Source organism: Nocardia suismassiliense, from assembly GCF_900269665.1.
Lineage (GTDB): Bacteria > Actinomycetota > Actinomycetes > Mycobacteriales > Mycobacteriaceae > Nocardia > Nocardia suismassiliense.
The window spans coordinates 990,058-1,009,163 of sequence record NZ_LT985361.1; the positions used below are offsets into that span (position 1 = coordinate 990,058).

The window sequence follows — 19,106 nt, forward strand, 5'->3', positions numbered from 1 at the left end:
TGCGATCCAGACCTCAGAATCCGACACCGCCGCGTCCGGCGGGCGGTTTTCCGCGACGCAAGACGCGCGATTCGCCGCCGAGGTGCGCGAGTGGCTGGCGGAGAACCTGAACGGCGAATTCCGCGAGCTGCGCGGGCTCGGCGGACCCGGCCGGGAACACGAGGCCTTCGACGAACGCCTGGCCTGGGACCGGCACCTGGCCGCCGCGGGCTGGACCTGCCTGGGCTGGCCGAAGGAGTACGGCGGCCGCGAGGCGACCGTGCGCCAGCAGGTGATCTTCCATGAGGAGTACGCGAAAGCGAACGCGCCCGCCAGGGTTTCGCACGTCGGCGAGGAACTGCTCGGGCCGACCGTGCTCGCCTTCGGCACGCAGGCGCAGAAGGACCGCTTCCTGCCCGGCATTCGCACCGTCGGCGAGTTGTGGTGCCAGGGTTATTCGGAACCGGGCGCAGGCTCGGACCTGGCCGCGATCACCACCGCGGCGCGGCTGGACGGCGACGAATGGTCGATCAACGGCCAGAAGATCTGGACCTCGCTGGCCCATGTCGCCGACTGGTGTTTCGTGATCGCTCGCACCGAGCGCGGCTCGGTCCGCCACAAGGGCCTGTCCTACCTGCTGGTTCCGATGCGCCAGCCCGGCATCGACGTGCGCCCGATCATCCAGCTCACCGGCACCTCGGAGTTCAACGAGGTCTTCTTCGACGACGCGCGCACCGCCGCGGACCTGGTGGTCGGCGCGCCGGGCGAGGGCTGGCGCATCGCCATGGGCACCCTGACCTTCGAGCGCGGCATCTCCACCCTCGGCCAGCAGATCAGGTTCGCCAGGGAACTGGCCGACGTCGAGGCGCTGGCCCGCCGCACCGGGGCCGCCGACGATCCGCTCATCGCCGATCGCATCGACCGGGCCTGGGTCGGCCTGCGGGTGCTGCGCGCGCACGCCATCCGCACGATGGAGGGCGCGGGCGTGGACGACGGCGGGCAGGCCTCGGTCGCGAAACTGTTGTGGGCCAACTGGCATCGCGGCCTCGGTGAGCTCGCCATGGCCGTGCTCGGCCCGGCCGGCCTGGTGGCCGAGGAGAACGACTTGAACGAGTGGCAGCGGCTGTATCTGTTCACCCGCGCCGACACCATCTACGGAGGTTCGAACGAAGTGCAGCGCAACATCATTGCCGAGCGCGTGCTCGGCCTGCCGCGGGAGGCGCGTCCATGAGGTCTGTGACGGAGTCGAGTGTCGGCGGGGTGCGGTCATGAGTGGACTATCGGTAGCGCCGGCTCCCATCCCCGGGCACGGCTTACTAACCGGCCGCGCCGCCGTCATCACCGCCGCGGCGGGCACCGGCATCGGCTCGGCCACCGCGCGCAGGCTGCTCGCCGAGGGCGCGGATGTGGTCGTCTCCGATTGGCACGAGCGGCGTTTGGCGGAGACGGCCACCGAGCTCGCGGCCGAGTTCCCGGACCGCAAAGTCGCCTCGATCGCGTGTGACGTGCAGAGCACCGAGCAGGTCAACGCGCTCGTTCAGGGTGCGGCCGAGGCGCTCGGCCGGATCGACATCATGGTCAACAATGCCGGGCTCGGCGGTGAGACCCCGGTGGTCGACATGACCGACGAGCAGTGGGATCGCGTCCTCGACATCACCCTCAACGGCACCTTCCGCTGCACCCGCGCGGCGCTGGGTTACTTCCGTGCCGCGGGCCACGGCGGCGTGATCGTCAACAACGCCAGCGTGCTCGGCTGGCGCGCGCAACACGGTCAGGCCCATTACGCCGCGGCCAAAGCCGGTGTGATGGCGCTGACTCGGTGCAGTGCCGTGGAGGCCGCCGAGCTAGGCGTGCGCATCAACGCGGTCGCGCCGAGCATCGCCAGACACGCTTTTCTGGACAAAGTCAGTTCGACCGAACTGCTCGACCGGCTCTCCGAGCGAGAAGCTTTCGGCCGGGCCGCCGAGCCGTGGGAGGTCGCGGCCACCATCGCCATGCTGGCCAGTGACTACACCTCGTATCTGACCGGTGAGGTCGTTTCGGTCAGCAGTCAGCGCGCCTGAGCGGCAGGCAATATTTTCGTGCATCGGGACAACGGCACCCCGGGAATTCGGCGATCCACCATAGTTTCCCAACATCTTTCGCTAACGAGCTATCCAATCGCTGTCCGGTAACCGGTGGTTCGTGGCGGCGAGCCGCGCGGACTGGACGGGCGGGTGGGCCGGGTAATCCGTATGGGCACGGACGCGCCAGAGTGCGTTCGCCTTCCAGCGCTCCGCGTACATCGAGCAAATGGGCGGCTGATCAGGTAGAAAAGCCCAAGCCAGATGCGGCCGGGGTGTGCGATGCTGGATTACATCGGATCCCGCACTCTCCAAAGGGGCGATGGCTATGGGCCTGGATAGCCCAGCTGCCCGCGAACAACTGGAACTCGAATTGGTGCGCGAGGTGGTGCTAGCCAGGCGCAGACTGGACAGCATGGTACTCGCCGCGCTAACTCTCGGCGCCGAGCTGATCGAGCACACCTCCGAGTACGCGACCGCCGTGCGCGCCGCCCAGATTCTCGAGCAGTACGCCGTCGACGAGCGGGCGGTCACCCGCGACCCGCGGGGCGCGCTACGCGCCGATATGGCCCGAGATCGGGAGCGGGCCAAGCAGATCGGGCTCGGCACCGATCACGCGGAGACCGAGCAGGACCGGCGCAGACATCGGCAGTCCGCGCTGCTGTGCGAGGTGCGCGCGGACCTGCTCGACGTGGTGGCCAAGTGCCGGAAGTTCCGGTTCGACCGGGTCGCCTTCGACGAGGAGATCGCGCAGGGTCTGTGCAACGCCACCGACAAGCTGGTGATCGGCGCCGACATGGATACCTATCAGGCCTGGCAGCGCGGCATGGTGCTCAAGCTGATCGAGGAGCCGATGGCCTACGGCCCGCCGCGGGTGATGGCGACGGTGGACGCCGGGCCGGGGCGCGGGCAGCTCACGGTCGAATGGGACAGTTGCGAACGCAGGCTTGCGCTGGTGGCCCGGCTGGCCAGGGCGGGTATCGCGCCCGTGGTGATCTGTGATCGTCTACTGGCGGACCTATCGATGTCCTCACCACTGCGCTACTCGATGCGCTGAGCAGGTCTGCGACATATCTCCCCGGTGTTGGACGGATCAATCGCGCGCCGCCCTGTACCAAGCAAATGCTTGGTTGTATTATGGCCGATGTGACCGCACCCGACGCTTCGAAATCAGCACGGCGCAATGAACTGCTCGCGCTGGCGGCCGAACTGTTCGCCGAGCGCGGACTGCGCGCCACCACCGTGCGCGACATCGCCGATGCGGCCGGAATTCTATCGGGGAGCCTCTACCACCACTTCGATTCCAAAGAGTCCATGGTGGACGAGATCCTGCGCGGCTTCCTCGACGATCTGTTCGGGCACTACCGCGAGATCGTCGGCGCCGGGCTCAGCTCGCGAGACACCTTGGAAGCCTTGGTGATCGCGTCCTACCAGTCCTTCGATCGGCACCACGCCGCGGTCGCGATCTACCAGGCCGAGGCCAAGCGCCTGCGCACTGCCGAGCGGTTCACCTACATCGCCGACTACAACCGCGAGTTCCGCGAGCTCTGGCATCGCGTACTCACCAACGGCGTGACCGACGGCAGCTTCCGGCCCGAGATCGACGTCGAACTGGCCTACCGATTCCTGCGCGACACCGTGTGGGTCGCGGTGCGCTGGTACCAGCCGGGCGGTGCCATCACCGTCGACAACCTCGCCAAGCAGTACCTGACCATCGTGCTCGACGGGCTCACCGTCTCCGATCAGCACACCACGTAGGAGTTCTCTGATGTCAGCACCATCCGCACCCCGCCGCCCCTATACCCCGCTGCGGGACGCCTACGTGATCGATGCGGTGCGCACCCCGGTCGGCAAGCGCGGCGGCGCGCTGGCCGCCGTGCACCCCGCCGACCTCGGTGCGGCCGCGCTGCGCGGGCTGCTGGACCGCAGCCCGATCGACCCGGGCAACGTCGATGACGTGATCGTCGGCTGTGTGGACAACATCGGCCCGCAGGCCGGAAACGTCGGCCGCACCGCATGGTTGGCCGCGGGTTATCCGGAGGAGGTGCCCGGCGTCACCGTCGACCGGCAGTGCGGGTCCAGCCAGCAGGCCATCAATTTCGGTGCGCAGGCCATCATGAGCGGCACCGCCGAGGTGATCGTCGCGGGCGGGCTGCAGAACATGAGCGCCATCCCGATCTCGTCGGCCATGCTGGCGGGCAAGGAGTACGGCTTCGACTCGCCGTTCGTCGGATCCGAAGGCTGGGATCACCGCTACGGCACCGCCGAGGTCACCCAGTTCCGCGCCGCGCAGCTGATCGCCGAGAAGTGGAACATCAGCCGGGAAGACATGGAGCGCTGGGCTTTGCGCAGCCATGAGCGGGCCCGCGACGCCATCAAGAACGGCCGCTTCGATCGGGAGATCGTGCCGGTCGGCGACTTCTGGATCGATCAGGGACCGCGCGAGACCAGCCTGGAGAAGATGGCCTCGCTGCCGCCGCTGGCCGAGGGCAGCCCGCTGACGGCGGCCGTCGCCAGCCAGATCTCCGACGGCGCGAGCGCCACCCTGCTCGCCTCCGAATGGGCCGTCGAGGCCTACGGATTGACGCCGCGGGCGCGCATCCACCACGTCAGCGCGCGCGGCGCCGACCCCATCTTCATGCTCACCGCACCGATCCCGGCGACCAAGTGGGCGCTGGAGAAGACCGGCCTGACCATCGATGACATCGACGTGGTGGAGATCAACGAAGCCTTCGCTCCCGTCGTGCTCGCCTGGTTGAAGGAGACCGGCGCGGACCCGGAGCGGGTCAACGTCAACGGTGGCGCCATCGCCCTCGGGCACCCGCTCGGCGCCACCGGCGCAAAGCTTTTCGCCTCGCTGCTCAACGAGCTCGAGCGCGTCGGCGGCCGCTACGGCCTGCTCACCATCTGCGAGGGCGGCGGCACCGCCAACGCCACCATCATCGAGCGGCTCGGCAGCTGAGTCGCGGCTAGACGGCGAGACGTGCGGCGAGGTCGGCGGCGAGTCGGCCGAACCGCGCGTCGTCGGCGCGCCAGAGCAATGCGGTGCTGACCTCGAGGTTCAGGTCTTCGACCGGCAGGAACCGGAATTCGGTGCGGTCGACGGCGGACAGGCCCTCGGAGTCGACGGGGGCGAGCAGGAAGGCGCGGGTTCGGCGCAGCATCATGAGCAGGCCGTCGAGGGTTTTGAAGCGGTCTGTGCTTTCGTCGACGCCCTTGCTGGACAGTGCGGTTCGAGTGTGGTGGTTCAGTTCCCAGTGTTCGGGGCCTCGAATGTGTGTGAAGCCATCCAGGTCCGCTAGTCGGATCGAGGTACGTCCGGTGAACAGGGTGGCATCGACGAGTACGCCCATCGGTTCGGTGGCGACGATGACGGAGTCGACTTCCGCACCGGCGGACGGGATGTGCGAGAGAGCCAGGTCGACGTGGTTGGCGCGCAGGCTCGCCGCCATGTCGGCCGAACGCCGGTGCTCGAGGGTGCAGGTGTAGTCGGACGAGAGATCGGCCAGCGCGGTGGTGAGCCGGTCGTCGATGTCGGAACCGAGCAGCTCCGGGACGGCGACGCGCACGGCGATCGGCTGATCGTCGGCGAGTTGGTCACGTAGCGCGTCGACGTCGTTGACGATCGAGACCGCCTGCGGCACAAGCCGTTCGCCGGTCGGCGTCAGCCGGAGGTACTGGGCGGAGCGGTCGAAAAGTGGTGCGCCGACTTCGGTTTCGAAAACTTCGATGCGCTCACTCAGCGCCGGGACGGACATCTGCAACGCCTGCGCGGCCTTGGTGAAGTCGAGCTCGCTGGCGACGGCCAGGAAGCAGCGTAGGTGATAGATCTCCATTTGCGACATGGTAGCTATGTGACTAGAGGGTGCTCCACTTGACTGTGTCGGACATTTACAGCAAAGCGCATTGTGCGTTGATATTGCAGGTAGAGCGGTGTTGATGGTCGCGACTCAGCCTGAAAGGGCGGGTTAGCTGGTCGATTGACCAGCTAATGTGCCGATTGGCCCGAGGGGACGGCAAGCGCCCGAAGGGCGTCGTGTGCACACTCTCGCGGCGAACGCGCGAAATGCCCCGCCCCTGGCAGGGCGGGGCACGTACGTCGGCGACTCAGAGGTGTTTCTGCAATCCTTCGATCCGGGCGATCGCGTCGGTGACGATGCGGTCGATCAGCTCCTGACAGGTCGGCAGGTCCTCGATGATGCCGGTGACCTGACCGGCGGCCAGCACCCCCGCCTGGGTATTGCCCTCGACCAGACCGGCGCGCAACAACATCGGCGTATTGGCCGCCATGACGACCTGAGACCAGGTGAGGTCCTTGGCCTTTCGCATGGCGAGTCCGTCCCGCACCAGGGTGGACCATTTCATGCCGGTCATGTTCTTGAACTTGGCGGCATTGGCCACCGCGGCGGCCAGGCCACGGGTCCGGCCCGAATGCTCCAGGCGCTGCACCAGTTCGGTGTTCAGGACCCGGTGCGGCATGCCGTCGACCTTGGTGGAAACCACGGTGTCCTGGAGCTGTCTGCGCAGGTACTCCTGCTTGACCGCCTCGGGCACGGTGCTCTCCTGCGTCAGCAAGAAGCGGGTGCCCATCGCGACGCCCGCCGCACCGTAGGCCAGCGCGGCCGCCAAGCCGCGGCCGTCGAAGAAGCCGCCCGCGGCGACCACCGGGATGTCGACCGCGTCCAGCACCGACGGCAACAGCAGCGTGGTGGCCACCGGGCCGGTGTGCCCGCCGCCCTCGCCGCCCTGCACGATCACCGCGTCGGCGCCCCAGGACGCGACCTTCACCGCGTGCTTGGCCGCGCCGATCGACGGAATCACCACCACGCCCGCGTCTTTCAGCTTGGCGATGAGGTCCTGCTTGGGCGCGAGCGCGAACGACGCGACGGCCACCTTTTCCCGGATCAGCAGATCGATCCGCTCGGGCGCGTCGGTGGCGTCGGCGCGGATGTTCACGCCGAACGGTTTCCCGGTGTGCGCCTTGGTCTTCGCGACCGCCGCCTCGAGCTCCGGGTAGGTCATGGTGGCCGAGGCGAGGATGCCGAGACCGCCCGCCTCGGCGGTGGCCGCGACCAGGCTCGGGCCCGCGACCCAGCCCATGCCGGTTTGCACGATGGGGTGTTCGATGCCGACCAGGTCGGTCAGCGCGGTGCGCAGCCGGCCGGTCACGACGGCACCTCGGTGTCCCGAATGTTCTTGGGATCGAGGACGTCCCGGATCAGGCGCAGTTCTTCGGCGGTAGGCAGCCGAGTCTCCTCGGCTTCGGCCAGTCCGTGGATCTCGAACGCGGTGTTCTCGGCGACCTCGGCGGCGGTGACGCCGGGGTGCAGGCTGCGCGCCCGCATGGTGTGGCCGGGTCCGGCGAAGTCGAAGACGCCCAGGTTGCTGACCACCCGGTGCAGGTGATGGAACCGGAAGGCCGGGTTGTCCGGGTCCACCTTGTCGTAGCCGACGCCGGCGACGATATCGACCTGATCGGTGAATACTCGGCTGGTGTGCCGCGAAACCCAGTAGCTGGTGGCGTGATTGATCGTATTGCCCGGTGCGCCACGGACCCCGAACATCTGCCGGGTCGGCCGCTGCAGCGGACCGAACGCGGAGAGGTTCTGATTGCCGAACCGGTCGATCTGGTTGGCGCCCATCACCACGTGCCGCCGCCCGGAGGCCACCACATCGAACACCCGGCGAAACGGTATCCACCCCTCGATCGGCGCCTTGCCGCCGAGCGGGGGAGTGTCGGCGAACAGCAGCGCCTCGCCGTCGGAGAGCAGCAGATCGGGCTCGGTGGTCAGCTTGGCCAGCCGCGCGCCGATGATCGACATCGGTGACATCGGGCTCGCCATGATTTCGCCTGCGCCGCTGAAGATCTCCGCGCAGGCGACCGCGCAGACCTCGGCACGGGTGATCGTCTCGGTCGAGGTCATTTCTTCGCCTCCTGTGCGAACTCGCGGACGGCGGCCTGGTACTCGTCCTCGGAGACGGCCAGGTACTTGTCGACGAACTGCTGCCACGCCTCGGGAGTCTTGGCCGACTGCACGTAATGCTTCTGGAATTTCTCGTCCCGGCCGTAGCTGTCACCGGCCAGGGTGAAGTGCGCACCGTTGGGCGCCTCGACCACCCCGTCCACCATCATGCGATTGAGCAGCAACGATTGCAGCAGCACGGTTTTCACCAACTCGTCGGTCTCCACGATTCGCTCGACCGACACATACCGGCGCGCTGCGGCCAGGCAGTACAGGTCGTCGAAGTACGGATCGACTCCGGTGTAGGCGGCATTGCCGTGCCGGTCACCGATATTCAGATGCACCAGCGCCGCATCGAGATTCAGGGCGGGCATCGCCATCAGGGTCTCGGTCCGGCCGTCGGCATCGGGGTAAGGCGAAGCGACCGTGCGCAACTCCCCATCCCAGAAGTTCGGCACATCCGAGCCGAGCCCGGCCCGGATCGGCAGGAACGGCAACCGCGCCGCGGCCGCCTCCAGCCCGCACTTGAGCATGCCCTCGTCCATCTCGCGCGCCACCAGCGCGCCCGAGGTCCGGGCGTGCGCGAACCACGGGTCGTAGAACGGCGCCGAATCCAGTGATACGAAGCCGTAGTACGCCTTGCGCACCTTGCCGGCCGAACACAGCAGACCCAGGTCCGGCCCGCCATAGCTGACCACCGTCAGATCGGTGAGATCCGACCGCAGGATGGCCCGCACCAGCGCCATCGGCTTGCGCCGCGATCCCCAGCCGCCGAGGCCGATGGTCATTCCGCTGCGCAACTCGCCGACGACCTCGTCGAGCGACATTCGCTTGTCTCGCATGACTTTCCGATCTCCTACTGCTCGGCCTTGCGCGCGGCCAGATCGTCGTCGAACCGGGCGCGGATCTCGTCGGCGACGCCGGCGAGATTGAGTTCGAAGGTGAATCCCTGCTCGTACCGGTAACTGCGGTGCACGTCCTGGGTATCGATGCCGTTGAGCGCGCGCTTCGCCGCGCGAATCACCCGCCCGTCCTTGGCGGCGATGTTCTTGGCGACTTCCATTGCCGCGGCGTCGAGTTCGGCGCGCGGCACCACCTGGTACACCGATCCGAAGTGATGCAGCTGCTGCGCGGTGATGGTGCTCGCGGTATAGAACAGCGCCCGCATCAGATGCTGCGGCACCAGCCGGGACAGGTGGGTGGCCGCGCCGAGCGCGCCACGGTCCACCTCGGGCAGCCCGAAAGTGGCGTCGTCCGAGGCGATCACGACGTCCGCGTTGCCGACCAGCCCGATCCCGCCGCCGAGGCAGAAGCCCTGCACCACCGCGATCACCGGCACCGGGCAGTCGTACACCGCCGCGAACGCCTCGAAGCAGCCGTGATTCGCGTCGATCAGCGCCTGATGACCGGGCTTGCTCTGGATCTCCTTGATATCGACACCGGCGTTGAAGCCGCGATTCTCGGCGCGCAGCACCACGACTCGCGTCTGCTTGTCCCGCCCCGCCTCCCGGATCGCGTCGGCGATGTCGAACCAGCCTGCCGTCGGTATGGCGTTGACCGGTGGATAGTCCACCGTGACCACGGTGATGCCGGTTGATTCGCAGTGACGGTTGATCCCCATCGCCTATCCCTTCGTGAAGGCCCCAGCCCATCGTGAGACCCGGTTCGGCCGCGGCCCAGCGTTGGCAAAGCAAGCAGTTGCTTGGTAGGTTAGCACGGTGGCACTCGAAATCGATCTGGCCGACCGCGTCGTTCTGGTGACCGGCGGCGTCCGCGGCGTGGGTGCCGGTGTGAGCAGGGCCTTCCTCGCGGCGGGCGCGACGGTGATCGCCTGTGCCCGCCGTCCCGCCGACGCACCGGTCGAGGCCGACGGCCGCGCGATCGAGTTCCTGGCCTGTGACATTCGCGACGCCGACGCGGTGCGTGAGCTGATCGACACCGTCGTCGCGCGACACGGCCGCCTCGATCACCTGGTCAACAACGCGGGCGGCGCCCCCTTCGCGCTCGCCGCCACCGCGAGCAAGAACTTCCACGCCAAGATCGTCGAGCTGAACCTGCTTGCGCCGCTGCTGGTTTCGCAGGCCGCCAACGCGGTGATGCAGCAGCAGCCGGACGGCGGCACGATCGTCAACATCTCCAGCGTCAGCGGGCACCGCGCGTCACCCGGCACCGCGGCCTACGGCGCCGCGAAGGCGGGCATGGACAACCTGACCGCCTCGCTGGCCGTCGAGTGGGCGCCCAAGGTGCGGGTGAACTCGCTCGTCGTCGGCCCGGTCGACACCGAGCTCAGCCGGCTGCACTACGGCGACCAGGACGGCATCGACGCGGTGGGCCAGACCATTGCGCTCGGCCGGCTGGCCGCCCCGGAGGACGTCGGCCGCTGCGCCGTCTTCCTCGCCTCCCCGCTGGCCTGCTACGTCAGCGGTGCCGCCCTGCTGGTGCACGGCGGTGGCGAGCGCCCCGCCTTCCTGGCCGCGTCCACGGCGGCGGCCGGTCAGCAGCAGTCCTGAAGACAACGGACCCCCACGAAGAGGACACAGGTATGGACACCGAGCAGATCTGCGCAGGCCGCACCGTCATCGTCACCGGCGCGGGCCGCGGCATCGGGCGTGCGCACGCGCTCGCCTTCGCCGCGGCCGGGGCGAAGGTGGTGGTCAACGATCTCGGCTCGGCCCTCGACGGCGCCGTGACCGCCGAGACCCCGGCCGAACAGGTGGTGGCGGAGATCACCGCACTCGGCGGCACCGCCGTGGCCAACGGCGACGACGTCGCGGATTGGCAAGGCGGCCAACGGCTTATCCGGCAGGCGGTCGATACCTTCGGCGGCCTCGACGTGCTCGTCAACAACGCCGGATTCGTGCGAGACCGGATGCTGGTCAACCTCGGTGAGGACGAGTGGGACGCGGTGATCCGCGTGCACCTCAAGGGCCATTTCGTCACCATGCGGCACGCGATCGAGTACTGGCGCGGCGAGTCCAAAGCCGGTCGCCCGGTCGACGGCCGCATCATCAACACCAGCTCCGGCGCGGGCTTGCAGGGCAGCGTCGGTCAGGGCAACTACGGCGCGGCCAAAGCCGGTATTGCGGGACTTACGCTGACGGCCGCCGCGGAGTTCGCTCGCTACGGCGTCACTGTGAATTCCATCGCACCTGCGGCCCGAACCAGGATGACCGAAACGGTGTTTGCCGAGACCATGGCGCAGCCGGAAGACGGCTTCGACGCGATGGCTCCGGAGAACATTTCGCCGCTCGTCGTCTGGCTCGGCAGCCCAGAATCCGCATCGGTCACCGGGCGCATGTTCGAGGTCGAGGGCGGGAAAATCGCACTTGCGGACGGGTGGCGCCACGGTGTCGCGGTGGATCGCGGTGCCAGGTGGTCGCCTGCCGAGCTCGGCCCGGTGGTAGCTGACCTGATTGCCAAGGGGATGCCGCCCGAACCGGTGTACGGGGCCTGAGCGGGCTTCCGACCTTCTTCCTGCGCACGTAACGATAGGGGTTTACTATGGCCCCCATCCGTTAAAAGTCCCGTGTGAGAGTCGCGACCGGGTGAGATCTGCGCTTTACGAATGAGGGGAAGGCTCGGCGCATGGCCGTTGGTCGCACGTTCCGTGTGGTTGCAGTAGCTGGAGCTGTGGCCGGCTTTGCGCTACTCGGCCCGGTTGCGGCGGTAGCCCAGCCCTCCGGGCAGTGCGCGCAGTGCGCTGCCGACCCCGCTCCGCCGCCGTACGACGGCGGGGAGACCTGGTTGCCGTTATCGGTACCGGGGCAGCCGACAGACGTCAGTGCGGTGCCCACCAATCCCGCCATCGGCTCCGGTTCGGCAGCCGCCGGTTCGGCCGCGGCAGGCTCGGCTGCGGCCGGTGGCTCGGCTGCGGCAGGTTCCGCGGGCGCCGCAGGCTCGGCCGGTCTCGGCGCGCTGCTCGGTACCGGCTCCGCCGGACTCGGCCTGACGCTCGGTTCGGGCTCGGCCGGTCTCGGCGTCGTGCTCGGCACCGGCTCTGCCGCGCTCGGCGCCACCGGCTCCGCGGGGGTAGGTGCCCTGGCAACAGGCTCCGCCGCCGTGGGTTCCGCCGGAATCGGTGTCGGTGCAACAGGTTCGGCCGCAGTCGGGTCGGCAGGCGTTGGTTCGGCCGCGGTCGGTTCCGCGGGCGTTGGCTCCGCCGGAGTCGGTTCCGCGGGCGTCGGTTCCGCGGCAACCGGTTCTGCCGCAGTAGGTTCCGCGGCCGTCGGCTCGGCGGCCGTCGGTTCGGCCGCTCCGCTGCTGCTGCTCTTGATCCCGATCCCCACCCCGCCTGTCCCNGCCGCCCGCCCCACCGGCGGCGCAGGCGGCCCCGGCCAAGCCGAACCCCGACGTGCGCCCGACGAGCGCCAACGACGGGCTGCCCAAACCCAAACTGCTGTCGGTGATCGGCGGCCTGCTCGCACTCGGGTTGGCCGGAGCCGGTTCCGGCGCAGTCAGTTTCCAGGGTGCCTCGGCCGCACAGGCCCGAGTCGACGCCGCCCGTGCCATGTTCTTCCCGAGGCCGTGAGGGGTGCTGGCATGAGTGAGAGTAAGACTCAGAACACTTCGCGGTCCTACCGGCGAGTGGCGGCGGCGGTGGATGCCGTCTGCGCCGTGGCGGCGGACTCCGACGCCACCACCCTCGACGAGGTGGTGCTCGCCATCGCGAGCGAGCGGCGCCGCGAAATCGAAATCGCCAGTGCGCAATTGGGTCCCGGCGTGTGCGGTCAGCGCAGGCTCTACCCCGATCGCGACGTGATCGTGCTCGCCCAGTCGCTGCCGAGCCGGGAGCACACCCTCGCACATGAGTTGGGGCACATCGTGTTCAACCACGAGGGCGCACCCGCGCCCGAGGTGACGCTCGAGGCCAGCGACGATCTGATCGCGTACATGCTGAGCCAGCGGGCGCACCAGCAGATCGTCGACGACGGTGCGGACGAGCTCGCCGAGTGGGAGGCAGAGACTTTCGCCGCCATGTTGATGACCAGACTCCGCGTGTTCAACAGCCGTGGCGCAGGCGTCTCGGTCCTTCGATTCGATGAGGCTCTGGGATGACCCTCTGGTTGACGGCACTGCTGGTGTGGATGGCGGCAGGAGCCCGGGTAGGACGGGTGCTGGTCAAGCCGGCGACGACGGCCCGGGTGGCCATCGTGGTCGCGGTCGCCGCCGTCGCGCTGGCCGCCACCGTCGCGGTTCCCGAGATCGCGGTGGCCATCGACAATCTGCTGCCGCACGGCGTGCGCGCGGGCTGGCTCTCCGACGGTGTCGTGGTGTCGGCCTGGATCATCTTCATCGCCGCCACCTCGGTGGTCGCCTTCGCCGCCTGGCCGATCTGCTCGCGGCAGAACCTGCGTCAGGTCGCCATGGCGATCTACAGCATCGGCATCGTCTCGGTGACCATCACCATCGCCTGGTCGTTCACCTTCGGCTGGGAGGTCGTGACACTCGGCGCGCTGTTCATCGTCATCACCGGCCTGCGCAACCTCGACTGGACCACGCTCGGCCGGGGTATCGCGATCTACACCACCGGAACCGCGGTCGTCGGGGGTCTGGCCGTGCTGGAGATCCAGCGCGCGTTCACCGGTGCGCCGCCGGTGCCGCCGGGTCAGCCGAATTGGGCGTGGCAGGCGTGGGAAGTGGCGAGTCTGCTCATCGCGTTCGGCGCGATCTGGATCGTGGTGGAGTTGTGGGTGCGCGCGCGGATGCTGTTGCGCCAGATCAAGCTGCTGCACCGCACCATGGTCGGCCGGTTCCCGGAGGTGGTCGCACACGACCAGACCGGTACGTCCACCCAGCTGCGCGCGTCCGATCAGGTGGCGCAGATCATGGACGCCCTCTACCTCCAGTCCGGCGGGGGTGTGGTGCTCGCCGCGGTGGCGCCGCCGCCGCGGTCGGTCGCCGAGCGCGCGGAGACGGTGGCGCAGTGGGCGAGAAACCCGTTGGGCGATGTGGCGCTCGACGCACGGTGGATTGCTCCGCCCGAGGGGATTAGTCCCCGCGGCTGGGTCCAGGCCATCGCCCGGGCCTATGACGCGACAACCTTGGAACCCGTCCGAAATTGAGCACACGCGCCGCTGGCGCGTATTCCGCGTACCGCTGAGTGTGGTTGCCGGCCGGTGTCGTGTACCCGGCTGAGTTCTGCGATGGACTCGATGAGTTACCCGCGTTCACACGAAATCAGTTGTGCGAGGAAAACTTGCGGGCGCACAAGTTCGAGAATTGTCGAATGTGCGTGCATCTACTGATGATCGAGCATCGCCAGAGGCCTTGACAGGGCATGCCCCTATTTTCTCGGGCATGCGCACTTGCTTCACGTATTGGACGCGCACATAACACAGCACAGTGCGACCCGGAGGGTCGCACTGTGCTTCCGTGCAAGAGAACCTATTCGGTGCCATCCGGAGGAATTTCGGGCAAGCCTTCACTTGCCCGCAACTTCTCCGCCATGGACGTGAGGAGGTTCTGAGATTCTTCGGACAGGTCGAACGCTCTACTCGACAGCCGTCGCAGTCCATAGCCCTGCAGCTGGGACAGCAACTCAAGATCGTGATCGATCTTGGCGGCATAGATGTCGTTGAAGAAGTAGTCCGGCTTGACCTTGAAGAACTTCGCCAGGGCGGCCACCGTCTCATCGGACGGGTTCGTCCGTTGTCCCGACCGCAACTGCGACAGGTACGGTTTCGAGATCGGATGTCCGGAGGCCGTCAGCGCAGCCGCAACCTCCGCGTTGGTGTGCGGCTTACGCCCCGGGGGATGCACGGTTTCGAACAGCTTGTTCAGCCGCGCCGCGAAATCAGCCATTGTGAGCCGCCCAATTCCCTTCGCTGTACTAACAGTCGTTATCTCGGATACGTATCATTGATATTAGCGGCTCAGTAACTGAAAACCTACGCCTGATTCCGGATTTCCTTGAAGCTTCTAGGTGCCGGTCCGGCGAAGGTACTGCGACCGTTGCGTTTGCGGGTCACCCCAACGGCTCTCGAGAAGCCGAGGTACGGACCGGTTCTGGCCCGTCCTGGAGGTCTTCCCCGACGCGATCATGATAGCGGAAAGATAGCTGACGTCTCATCTAGTTGCAAGTCGAGCCGAATGTGTGGCGTACGACACGTTTCCGGGCCTGGGAGATGAACGTTCAACAAACCGGTTTCGACGGGTCGACGGCCTTAAATCCGCTCGATGATCGTCCCTGTCGCCAATGCGCCACCGGCACACATCAGCACCATGGCGGTGCTGCGGCCGGTTCGCTCCAACTCGTGCAAAGCCGTTGTGATGAGCCGGGATCCGGTCGAGCCCACCGGATGGCCGAGCGCGATGGCGCCACCGTTCACGTTGACCCGGTCCATGTCCGGCTGATGCACCGACGCCCAGGACAGTGCCACCGAGGCGAAGGCCTCGTTGATTTCGAACAGATCGATGTCCCCGATGCTCATCCCGGACCGCTCCAGCAGGCGCGAGCAGGCCTGTACCGGGCCGTCGAGATGGAACTCCGGCTCCGCGCCGACCAGTGCCTGGCTGATGATCCGCGCCCTGGGCCGCAATCCGGCTCGCTGCGCGGCCTTTTCGTCCATCAGCAGTACCGCGGCGGCGCCGTCGGAGATCTGCGACGAGCTCCCCGCGGTATGGATGCCGCCCTCCAGCACCGGCTTCAGCTTGGCCAGGCCCTCGACGGTCGTCTCGCGCAGCCCTTGGTCGCGTGACACGTCCAGCTTCTCGCCGGTCAGGTTCCCCGCCTTGTCGACGGCGGGTGCGGTGACAGTGAGCACCTCGCGGTCGAAACGCCCCTCGGCCCAGGCCTGTCCGGCCAGGCGCTGTGAGCGGGCGCCGAACGCGTCGACGTCGGCGCGAGTGATGCCGCGCCGCTTGGCAATCCGCTCGGCCGCCTCGAACTGGTTGGGCAGGTCGATGTTCCAGGACGCCGGCCTGCGCGGTCCGGCGTGCTCGCCGACGTTGGCGCCCATCGGAACTCGGCTCATCGCCTCGATACCGCAGGCGACACCGATGTCGATCGCGCCGGTCGCAATGAGCCCGGCGATGAGATGGTTGGCCTGCTGGGCCGAGCCACACTGCGCGTCGATGGTGGTCGCGCCGACCTGCCAGGGCAGTCCGGCGTGCAGCCACGCGACGCGCGTCACATTGTTGGACTGCTCACCCGCCTGGGTGACGCAGCCGCCGATCACCTGCTCGACCTGTGCCGGATCCAGATGGGCGCGCTCGAGCAGTCCGCGCTGCGCGAGGCCGAGTAGTTCGGCGGCGTGCAGGCCGGAGAGCCAGCCGCCGCGCTTGCCGATGGGGGTGCGAGCGGCCTCGACGATGACGGGTGTGCCCATGTCCAACCTTTCTATGGGACGGAAAACTGAAACGAGTTCTCCAAGGATTCGAGGTGGTTCTGTTCGGCTTCTTTCCTGATACAGCCACCTATGCTTCAATGATTATAGAACGTGTTTCAGTTTGTCGAAGGAGACATCTGGTGGTAGACCCTCGGAATGTCCGGCCGAATCTGCCGGACGGATTCGACGTCACAGACCCCGACATCTACGCCGAGCGGGTTCCCGTCGAGGAGTTCGCCGAGCTGCGTCGCACCGCACCGGTCTGGTGGAATCCACAGCCGGTGGAGGTCAGTGGCTTCCGGGACGAGGGCTTCTGGGTGGTCAGCAAGCACGCCGATGTCAAAGAGGTATCACGGCGCGGCGACGTGTACTCGACTTTCGAGAACACCGCCATCCCGCGCTTCAACGACGACATCACCCGCGAGCAGATCGAACTGCAGCGGTTCGTCCTGATCAACAAGGACGCTCCGGAGCACACCAAGCTGCGCAAGATCATCTCGCGCGGTTTCACCCCGCGTGCGATCAACGGCCTGCGCGCCGAACTCTCGGCACGCGCGGAATCGATCGTCAAGGCGGCCGCAGCCTCGGGGACCGGCGACTTCGTCACCCAGATCGCCTGCGAACTGCCGCTGCAGGCGATCGCCGAACTGATCGGCGTCCCGCAGGAAGACCGGATGAAGGTGTTCACCTGGTCGAACGACATGACCGGCTACGACGACCCGGACAACGACGCCGATCCGGTTATGGCCTCGGCCGAAATCCTGGGCTACGCATACCAAATGGCCGCGGCGCGCAAGGAATGCCCGGCCAACGATCTGGTCACCACGCTGATCGAGGCGGATGTCGACGGTGACAAGCTCAGCGAGGAGGAGTTCGGCTTCTTCGTGATCATGCTGGCCGTGGCGGGCAACGAGACCACGCGCAACGCCATCACGCACGGCATGAACGCCTTCATGGAGAACCCGGACCAGTGGGAACTGTTCAAGAAGGAACGTCCCACCACCGCCGCCGACGAGATCATCCGGTGGGCCACGCCGGTCACCTCGTTCCAGCGGACCGCACTGGAAGACACCGAGCTCGGCGGCGTGCAGATCAAGAAGGGCCAGCGGCTGGTCATGCTGTACCGTTCGGCGAACTTCGATGAGGACGTCTTCGAGCATCCGGAGCGGTTCGACATCCTGCGAAAGGACAACCCGCACTTGTCCTTCGGCGGCACCGGCGCGCACTTCTGCGTCGGCGCGAACCTGGCCAGGCTGGAGGTCGACCTGATCTTCAACGCCATCGCCGATCACCTGCCCGACATCAGCAAGCTGGGTGAGCCGAAACGGCTGCGCTCCGGCTGGCTCAACGGGATCAAGGAATTCCCGGTCGACTTCAAGGGCTGTCCCGTCACGCACTGAAAGCCGCTACGTCGAAAAGGGCCCTCGCACCGGAGATTCCATCCGGTACGAGGGCCCTTCGAGGTGTGTTCAGCCGACCTTCTTCGCGGTGGCCATCGCGCGGTCGACCTCCCAAAATGCCCGCAGCGCAGCGATTTTGCCGGTGTCGTCGACCCGGTAGGTGAACACACCGTCGGCGTCGATCTGGTGGCCGCCGAGGGTGCTGCGGATGGTCCCGGTGAACGCGATCTCGTTCCCGCACGCGAACGAGTCACCGAACAGGAACTCGATGGATTCCGTCTGCGCGATCGCTTTGTCCCAGAAGGCCGCGATCGCCTCCTTGCCGCGGTGCCCCTTGCCCTCCGGGTCGAAACCCGAAGGGCCGATGGGGTCTTCGACGATGCCGTCCTCGGCGAACAACGCGACCCACGCCGCCTTGTCCCTGGCCCGCACCGCGGCCTGGGACGCGAGCCCGGCAGTCCGGGCGGGATGGTCGCTCGTCATGCCGATACCTCCGCGACGATCGGTGCTTCGATGTTCGCCGCGGCAAATCGGCGCAGCGAGTCCTGTTTGGCGGCGAGTTCGCCGTCGAAGCCGATGCCGTCGAAGAGCCAGGGCACCACGATCGCATCGGTCACGCCCGCGTTCGCGAGATCCTGATAACCGGACCGGCCGAACCGGTCGACGCACACCGCCTGGAGCTCGAACGGCTGGTCCCCGCGCCCGAATTCGGCGCGCAGCGCGTCGAGCTTGCCGATGGTGCGGCACAGCTCGTCGTAGGTCATCATCGCCGAGGTCCAGCCGTCACCCACCCGGGCCGCCCGCCGCAGCGCCGCCTCGGTGTGGCCGCCGACGTAGAACGGCACCGGCTCGGTCGGCGCCGGACTGACCTGCAGCTGATCGAAATCGAAGAACTCGCCGTGGAACTCGACCATGCCGCCGCCCAGCACCAGCTTGATGACCTCGATCATCTCGTCGACCCGGGCGCCGCGGCGGGCGTAGGGCACCCCGCACCACTCGAATTCCTCGGGCGCCCAGCCGATTCCTACGCCGAAGCCGAAGCGGTTGCCGGAAAGGTTGGCCACCGAGCCGACCTGGCGCGCCAGCAGCAGCGGGTTACGTGACCCGAGCTTGAGCACGTTGGTGTAGAACCGGATCCGACTGGTCACCATCGCCATCGCGGTCGCCCCGATGAGCGGGTCGACCCAGGGCGTCTCCGGACCCCAGAACCGGCTGCCGTCGGCGGTGTACGGGTACTTCGCCGCCGCGGACTTCATGTAGAACAGCGAGTCCGGCAACGCGATCGACGAGAACCCGCACTCCTCAGCGGTTTTCGCCAGATCCGGCAGCTGGTCCAGTGGGCTCAGCGCGATGCCGAGGGTGAACTTCAGCGGG

General features: G+C 67.5%; 20 protein-coding genes. 11 read left to right on the plus strand and 9 right to left on the minus strand.

The genetic code is table 11. The features are described 5' to 3' along the window. Positions 1 to 4: 4 nt before the first annotated feature. The 5 genes from DBO33_RS04495 (at position 5) to DBO33_RS04515 (ending at position 5,004) form a co-directional block, all read left to right on the plus strand. The gene (locus DBO33_RS04495; RefSeq protein WP_371865805.1) at positions 5 to 1,210 is read left to right on the plus strand and encodes an acyl-CoA dehydrogenase family protein; all 1,206 of its coding nucleotides are present in this window, start codon (positions 5 to 7) and stop codon (positions 1,208 to 1,210) included. A gap of 37 nt (positions 1,211 to 1,247) precedes the next feature. Then, positions 1,248 to 2,042 carry an SDR family oxidoreductase gene (locus DBO33_RS04500; RefSeq protein WP_107653902.1) on the plus strand — a complete coding sequence of 265 codons (795 nt, stop codon included), beginning with the start codon at positions 1,248 to 1,250 and terminating at the stop codon, positions 2,040 to 2,042. 328 nt (positions 2,043 to 2,370) lie between these two features. After that, complete coding sequence (locus tag DBO33_RS04505) at positions 2,371 to 3,099, plus strand: hypothetical protein (RefSeq protein ID WP_107653903.1); 729 nt, start codon at positions 2,371 to 2,373, stop codon at positions 3,097 to 3,099. A gap of 80 nt (positions 3,100 to 3,179) precedes the next feature. Then, a complete protein-coding gene (locus DBO33_RS04510) occupies positions 3,180 to 3,800 on the plus strand; it encodes a TetR/AcrR family transcriptional regulator (protein ID WP_167768909.1) in 621 nt (206 codons plus the stop codon). Between the two features lie 49 nt (positions 3,801 to 3,849). Beyond that, complete coding sequence (locus tag DBO33_RS04515; protein ID WP_107659976.1) at positions 3,850 to 5,004, plus strand: acetyl-CoA C-acetyltransferase; 1,155 nt, start codon at positions 3,850 to 3,852, stop codon at positions 5,002 to 5,004. 7 nt (positions 5,005 to 5,011) lie between these two features. Here the strand turns inward: DBO33_RS04515 and DBO33_RS04520 are convergent, their stop codons facing one another. The 5 genes from DBO33_RS04520 to DBO33_RS04540 form a co-directional block, all read right to left on the minus strand. Beyond that, a complete protein-coding gene (locus DBO33_RS04520; RefSeq protein WP_159080115.1) occupies positions 5,012 to 5,878 on the minus strand; it encodes a LysR family transcriptional regulator in 867 nt (288 codons plus the stop codon). A gap of 271 nt (positions 5,879 to 6,149) precedes the next feature. Then, positions 6,150 to 7,211 carry an NAD(P)H-dependent flavin oxidoreductase gene (locus DBO33_RS04525; RefSeq protein WP_107653906.1) on the minus strand — a complete coding sequence of 354 codons (1,062 nt, stop codon included), beginning with the start codon at positions 7,209 to 7,211 and terminating at the stop codon, positions 6,150 to 6,152. Then, positions 7,208 to 7,966 (minus strand): CoA-transferase subunit beta, encoded by a 759-nt coding sequence (locus tag DBO33_RS04530; RefSeq protein ID WP_107653907.1) that lies wholly within the window; start codon positions 7,964 to 7,966, stop codon positions 7,208 to 7,210. Before DBO33_RS04530 ends, DBO33_RS04525 begins: the two co-directional genes overlap by 4 nt. Then, entirely contained in the window at positions 7,963 to 8,847 is an 885-nt protein-coding gene (locus DBO33_RS04535) for a CoA transferase subunit A (protein ID WP_199856530.1), read from the minus strand. The genes DBO33_RS04530 and DBO33_RS04535 overlap by 4 nt, the downstream gene beginning before the upstream one ends. A gap of 14 nt (positions 8,848 to 8,861) precedes the next feature. Then, positions 8,862 to 9,626 carry an enoyl-CoA hydratase family protein gene (locus DBO33_RS04540; protein ID WP_107653909.1) on the minus strand — a complete coding sequence of 255 codons (765 nt, stop codon included), beginning with the start codon at positions 9,624 to 9,626 and terminating at the stop codon, positions 8,862 to 8,864. Between the two features lie 97 nt (positions 9,627 to 9,723). On the opposite strand from DBO33_RS04540, the gene DBO33_RS04545 reads away from it, so the two are divergent. From DBO33_RS04545 to DBO33_RS04565, 5 genes are all read left to right on the plus strand, one after another. After that, a complete protein-coding gene (locus DBO33_RS04545; protein ID WP_107653910.1) occupies positions 9,724 to 10,515 on the plus strand; it encodes an SDR family oxidoreductase in 792 nt (263 codons plus the stop codon). A 32-nt stretch (positions 10,516 to 10,547) separates the two neighbouring features. Continuing rightward, the gene (locus DBO33_RS04550) at positions 10,548 to 11,459 is read left to right on the plus strand and encodes an SDR family oxidoreductase (protein ID WP_107653911.1); all 912 of its coding nucleotides are present in this window, start codon (positions 10,548 to 10,550) and stop codon (positions 11,457 to 11,459) included. An 897-nt stretch (positions 11,460 to 12,356) separates the two neighbouring features. Further along, positions 12,357 to 12,533: a hypothetical protein gene (locus DBO33_RS42575; protein ID WP_159080116.1), complete on the plus strand. Its 177-nt coding sequence runs from the start codon at positions 12,357 to 12,359 to the stop codon at positions 12,531 to 12,533. Between the two features lie 11 nt (positions 12,534 to 12,544). Continuing rightward, entirely contained in the window at positions 12,545 to 13,060 is a 516-nt protein-coding gene (locus DBO33_RS04560; protein WP_107653913.1) for an ImmA/IrrE family metallo-endopeptidase, read from the plus strand. Then, the gene (locus tag DBO33_RS04565) at positions 13,057 to 14,067 is read left to right on the plus strand and encodes a hypothetical protein (protein ID WP_107653914.1); all 1,011 of its coding nucleotides are present in this window, start codon (positions 13,057 to 13,059) and stop codon (positions 14,065 to 14,067) included. The genes DBO33_RS04560 and DBO33_RS04565 overlap by 4 nt, the downstream gene beginning before the upstream one ends. Before the next feature lie 322 nt (positions 14,068 to 14,389). On the opposite strand, the gene DBO33_RS04570 is transcribed toward DBO33_RS04565, so the two are convergent. Together DBO33_RS04570 and DBO33_RS04575 are read right to left on the minus strand one after the other, a co-directional pair. Continuing rightward, positions 14,390 to 14,806 carry a helix-turn-helix domain-containing protein gene (locus DBO33_RS04570; RefSeq protein ID WP_011207048.1) on the minus strand — a complete coding sequence of 139 codons (417 nt, stop codon included), beginning with the start codon at positions 14,804 to 14,806 and terminating at the stop codon, positions 14,390 to 14,392. Positions 14,807 to 15,168: 362 nt separating this feature from the next. Continuing rightward, positions 15,169 to 16,332 (minus strand): steroid 3-ketoacyl-CoA thiolase, encoded by a 1,164-nt coding sequence (locus DBO33_RS04575; protein WP_107653915.1) that lies wholly within the window; start codon positions 16,330 to 16,332, stop codon positions 15,169 to 15,171. A 98-nt stretch (positions 16,333 to 16,430) separates the two neighbouring features. On the opposite strand from DBO33_RS04575, the gene DBO33_RS04580 reads away from it, so the two are divergent. After that, on the plus strand, positions 16,431 to 17,732 hold the full coding sequence (locus DBO33_RS04580) for a cytochrome P450 (RefSeq protein WP_407670597.1): 1,302 nt from the start codon (positions 16,431 to 16,433) through the stop codon (positions 17,730 to 17,732). Between the two features lie 69 nt (positions 17,733 to 17,801). Here DBO33_RS04580 and DBO33_RS04585 read toward each other — a convergent pair whose 3' ends face one another. After that, complete coding sequence (locus tag DBO33_RS04585) at positions 17,802 to 18,215, minus strand: nuclear transport factor 2 family protein (RefSeq protein WP_107653917.1); 414 nt, start codon at positions 18,213 to 18,215, stop codon at positions 17,802 to 17,804. Continuing rightward, positions 18,212 to 19,102, minus strand: coding sequence for a TIGR03619 family F420-dependent LLM class oxidoreductase (locus DBO33_RS04590; RefSeq protein ID WP_107659977.1), 891 nt, complete (start codon positions 19,100 to 19,102; stop codon positions 18,212 to 18,214). Before DBO33_RS04590 ends, DBO33_RS04585 begins: the two co-directional genes overlap by 4 nt. Between the last annotated feature and the right edge of the window lie 4 nt (positions 19,103 to 19,106).

Coding starts and splice junctions, on each gene's coding strand:
- DBO33_RS04500 (WP_107653902.1), top strand. CDS start 1,248: ATGAGTGGACTATCGGTAGCGCCGGCTCCCATCCCCGGGCACGGCTTA.
- DBO33_RS04505 (WP_107653903.1), top strand. CDS start 2,371: ATGGGCCTGGATAGCCCAGCTGCCCGCGAACAACTGGAACTCGAATTG.
- DBO33_RS04510 (WP_167768909.1), top strand. CDS start 3,180: ATGGCCGATGTGACCGCACCCGACGCTTCGAAATCAGCACGGCGCAAT.
- DBO33_RS04520 (WP_159080115.1), bottom strand. CDS start 5,878: ATGGAGATCTATCACCTACGCTGCTTCCTGGCCGTCGCCAGCGAGCTC.
- DBO33_RS04530 (WP_107653907.1), bottom strand. CDS start 7,966: ATGACCTCGACCGAGACGATCACCCGTGCCGAGGTCTGCGCGGTCGCC.
- DBO33_RS04535 (WP_199856530.1), bottom strand. CDS start 8,847: ATGCGAGACAAGCGAATGTCGCTCGACGAGGTCGTCGGCGAGTTGCGC.
- DBO33_RS04540 (WP_107653909.1), bottom strand. CDS start 9,626: ATGGGGATCAACCGTCACTGCGAATCAACCGGCATCACCGTGGTCACG.
- DBO33_RS04550 (WP_107653911.1), top strand. CDS start 10,548: ATGGACACCGAGCAGATCTGCGCAGGCCGCACCGTCATCGTCACCGGC.
- DBO33_RS04560 (WP_107653913.1), top strand. CDS start 12,545: ATGAGTGAGAGTAAGACTCAGAACACTTCGCGGTCCTACCGGCGAGTG.
- DBO33_RS04565 (WP_107653914.1), top strand. CDS start 13,057: ATGACCCTCTGGTTGACGGCACTGCTGGTGTGGATGGCGGCAGGAGCC.
- DBO33_RS04570 (WP_011207048.1), bottom strand. CDS start 14,806: ATGGCTGATTTCGCGGCGCGGCTGAACAAGCTGTTCGAAACCGTGCAT.
- DBO33_RS04575 (WP_107653915.1), bottom strand. CDS start 16,332: ATGGGCACACCCGTCATCGTCGAGGCCGCTCGCACCCCCATCGGCAAG.
- DBO33_RS04580 (WP_407670597.1), top strand. CDS start 16,431: ATGATTATAGAACGTGTTTCAGTTTGTCGAAGGAGACATCTGGTGGTA.
- DBO33_RS04585 (WP_107653917.1), bottom strand. CDS start 18,215: ATGACGAGCGACCATCCCGCCCGGACTGCCGGGCTCGCGTCCCAGGCC.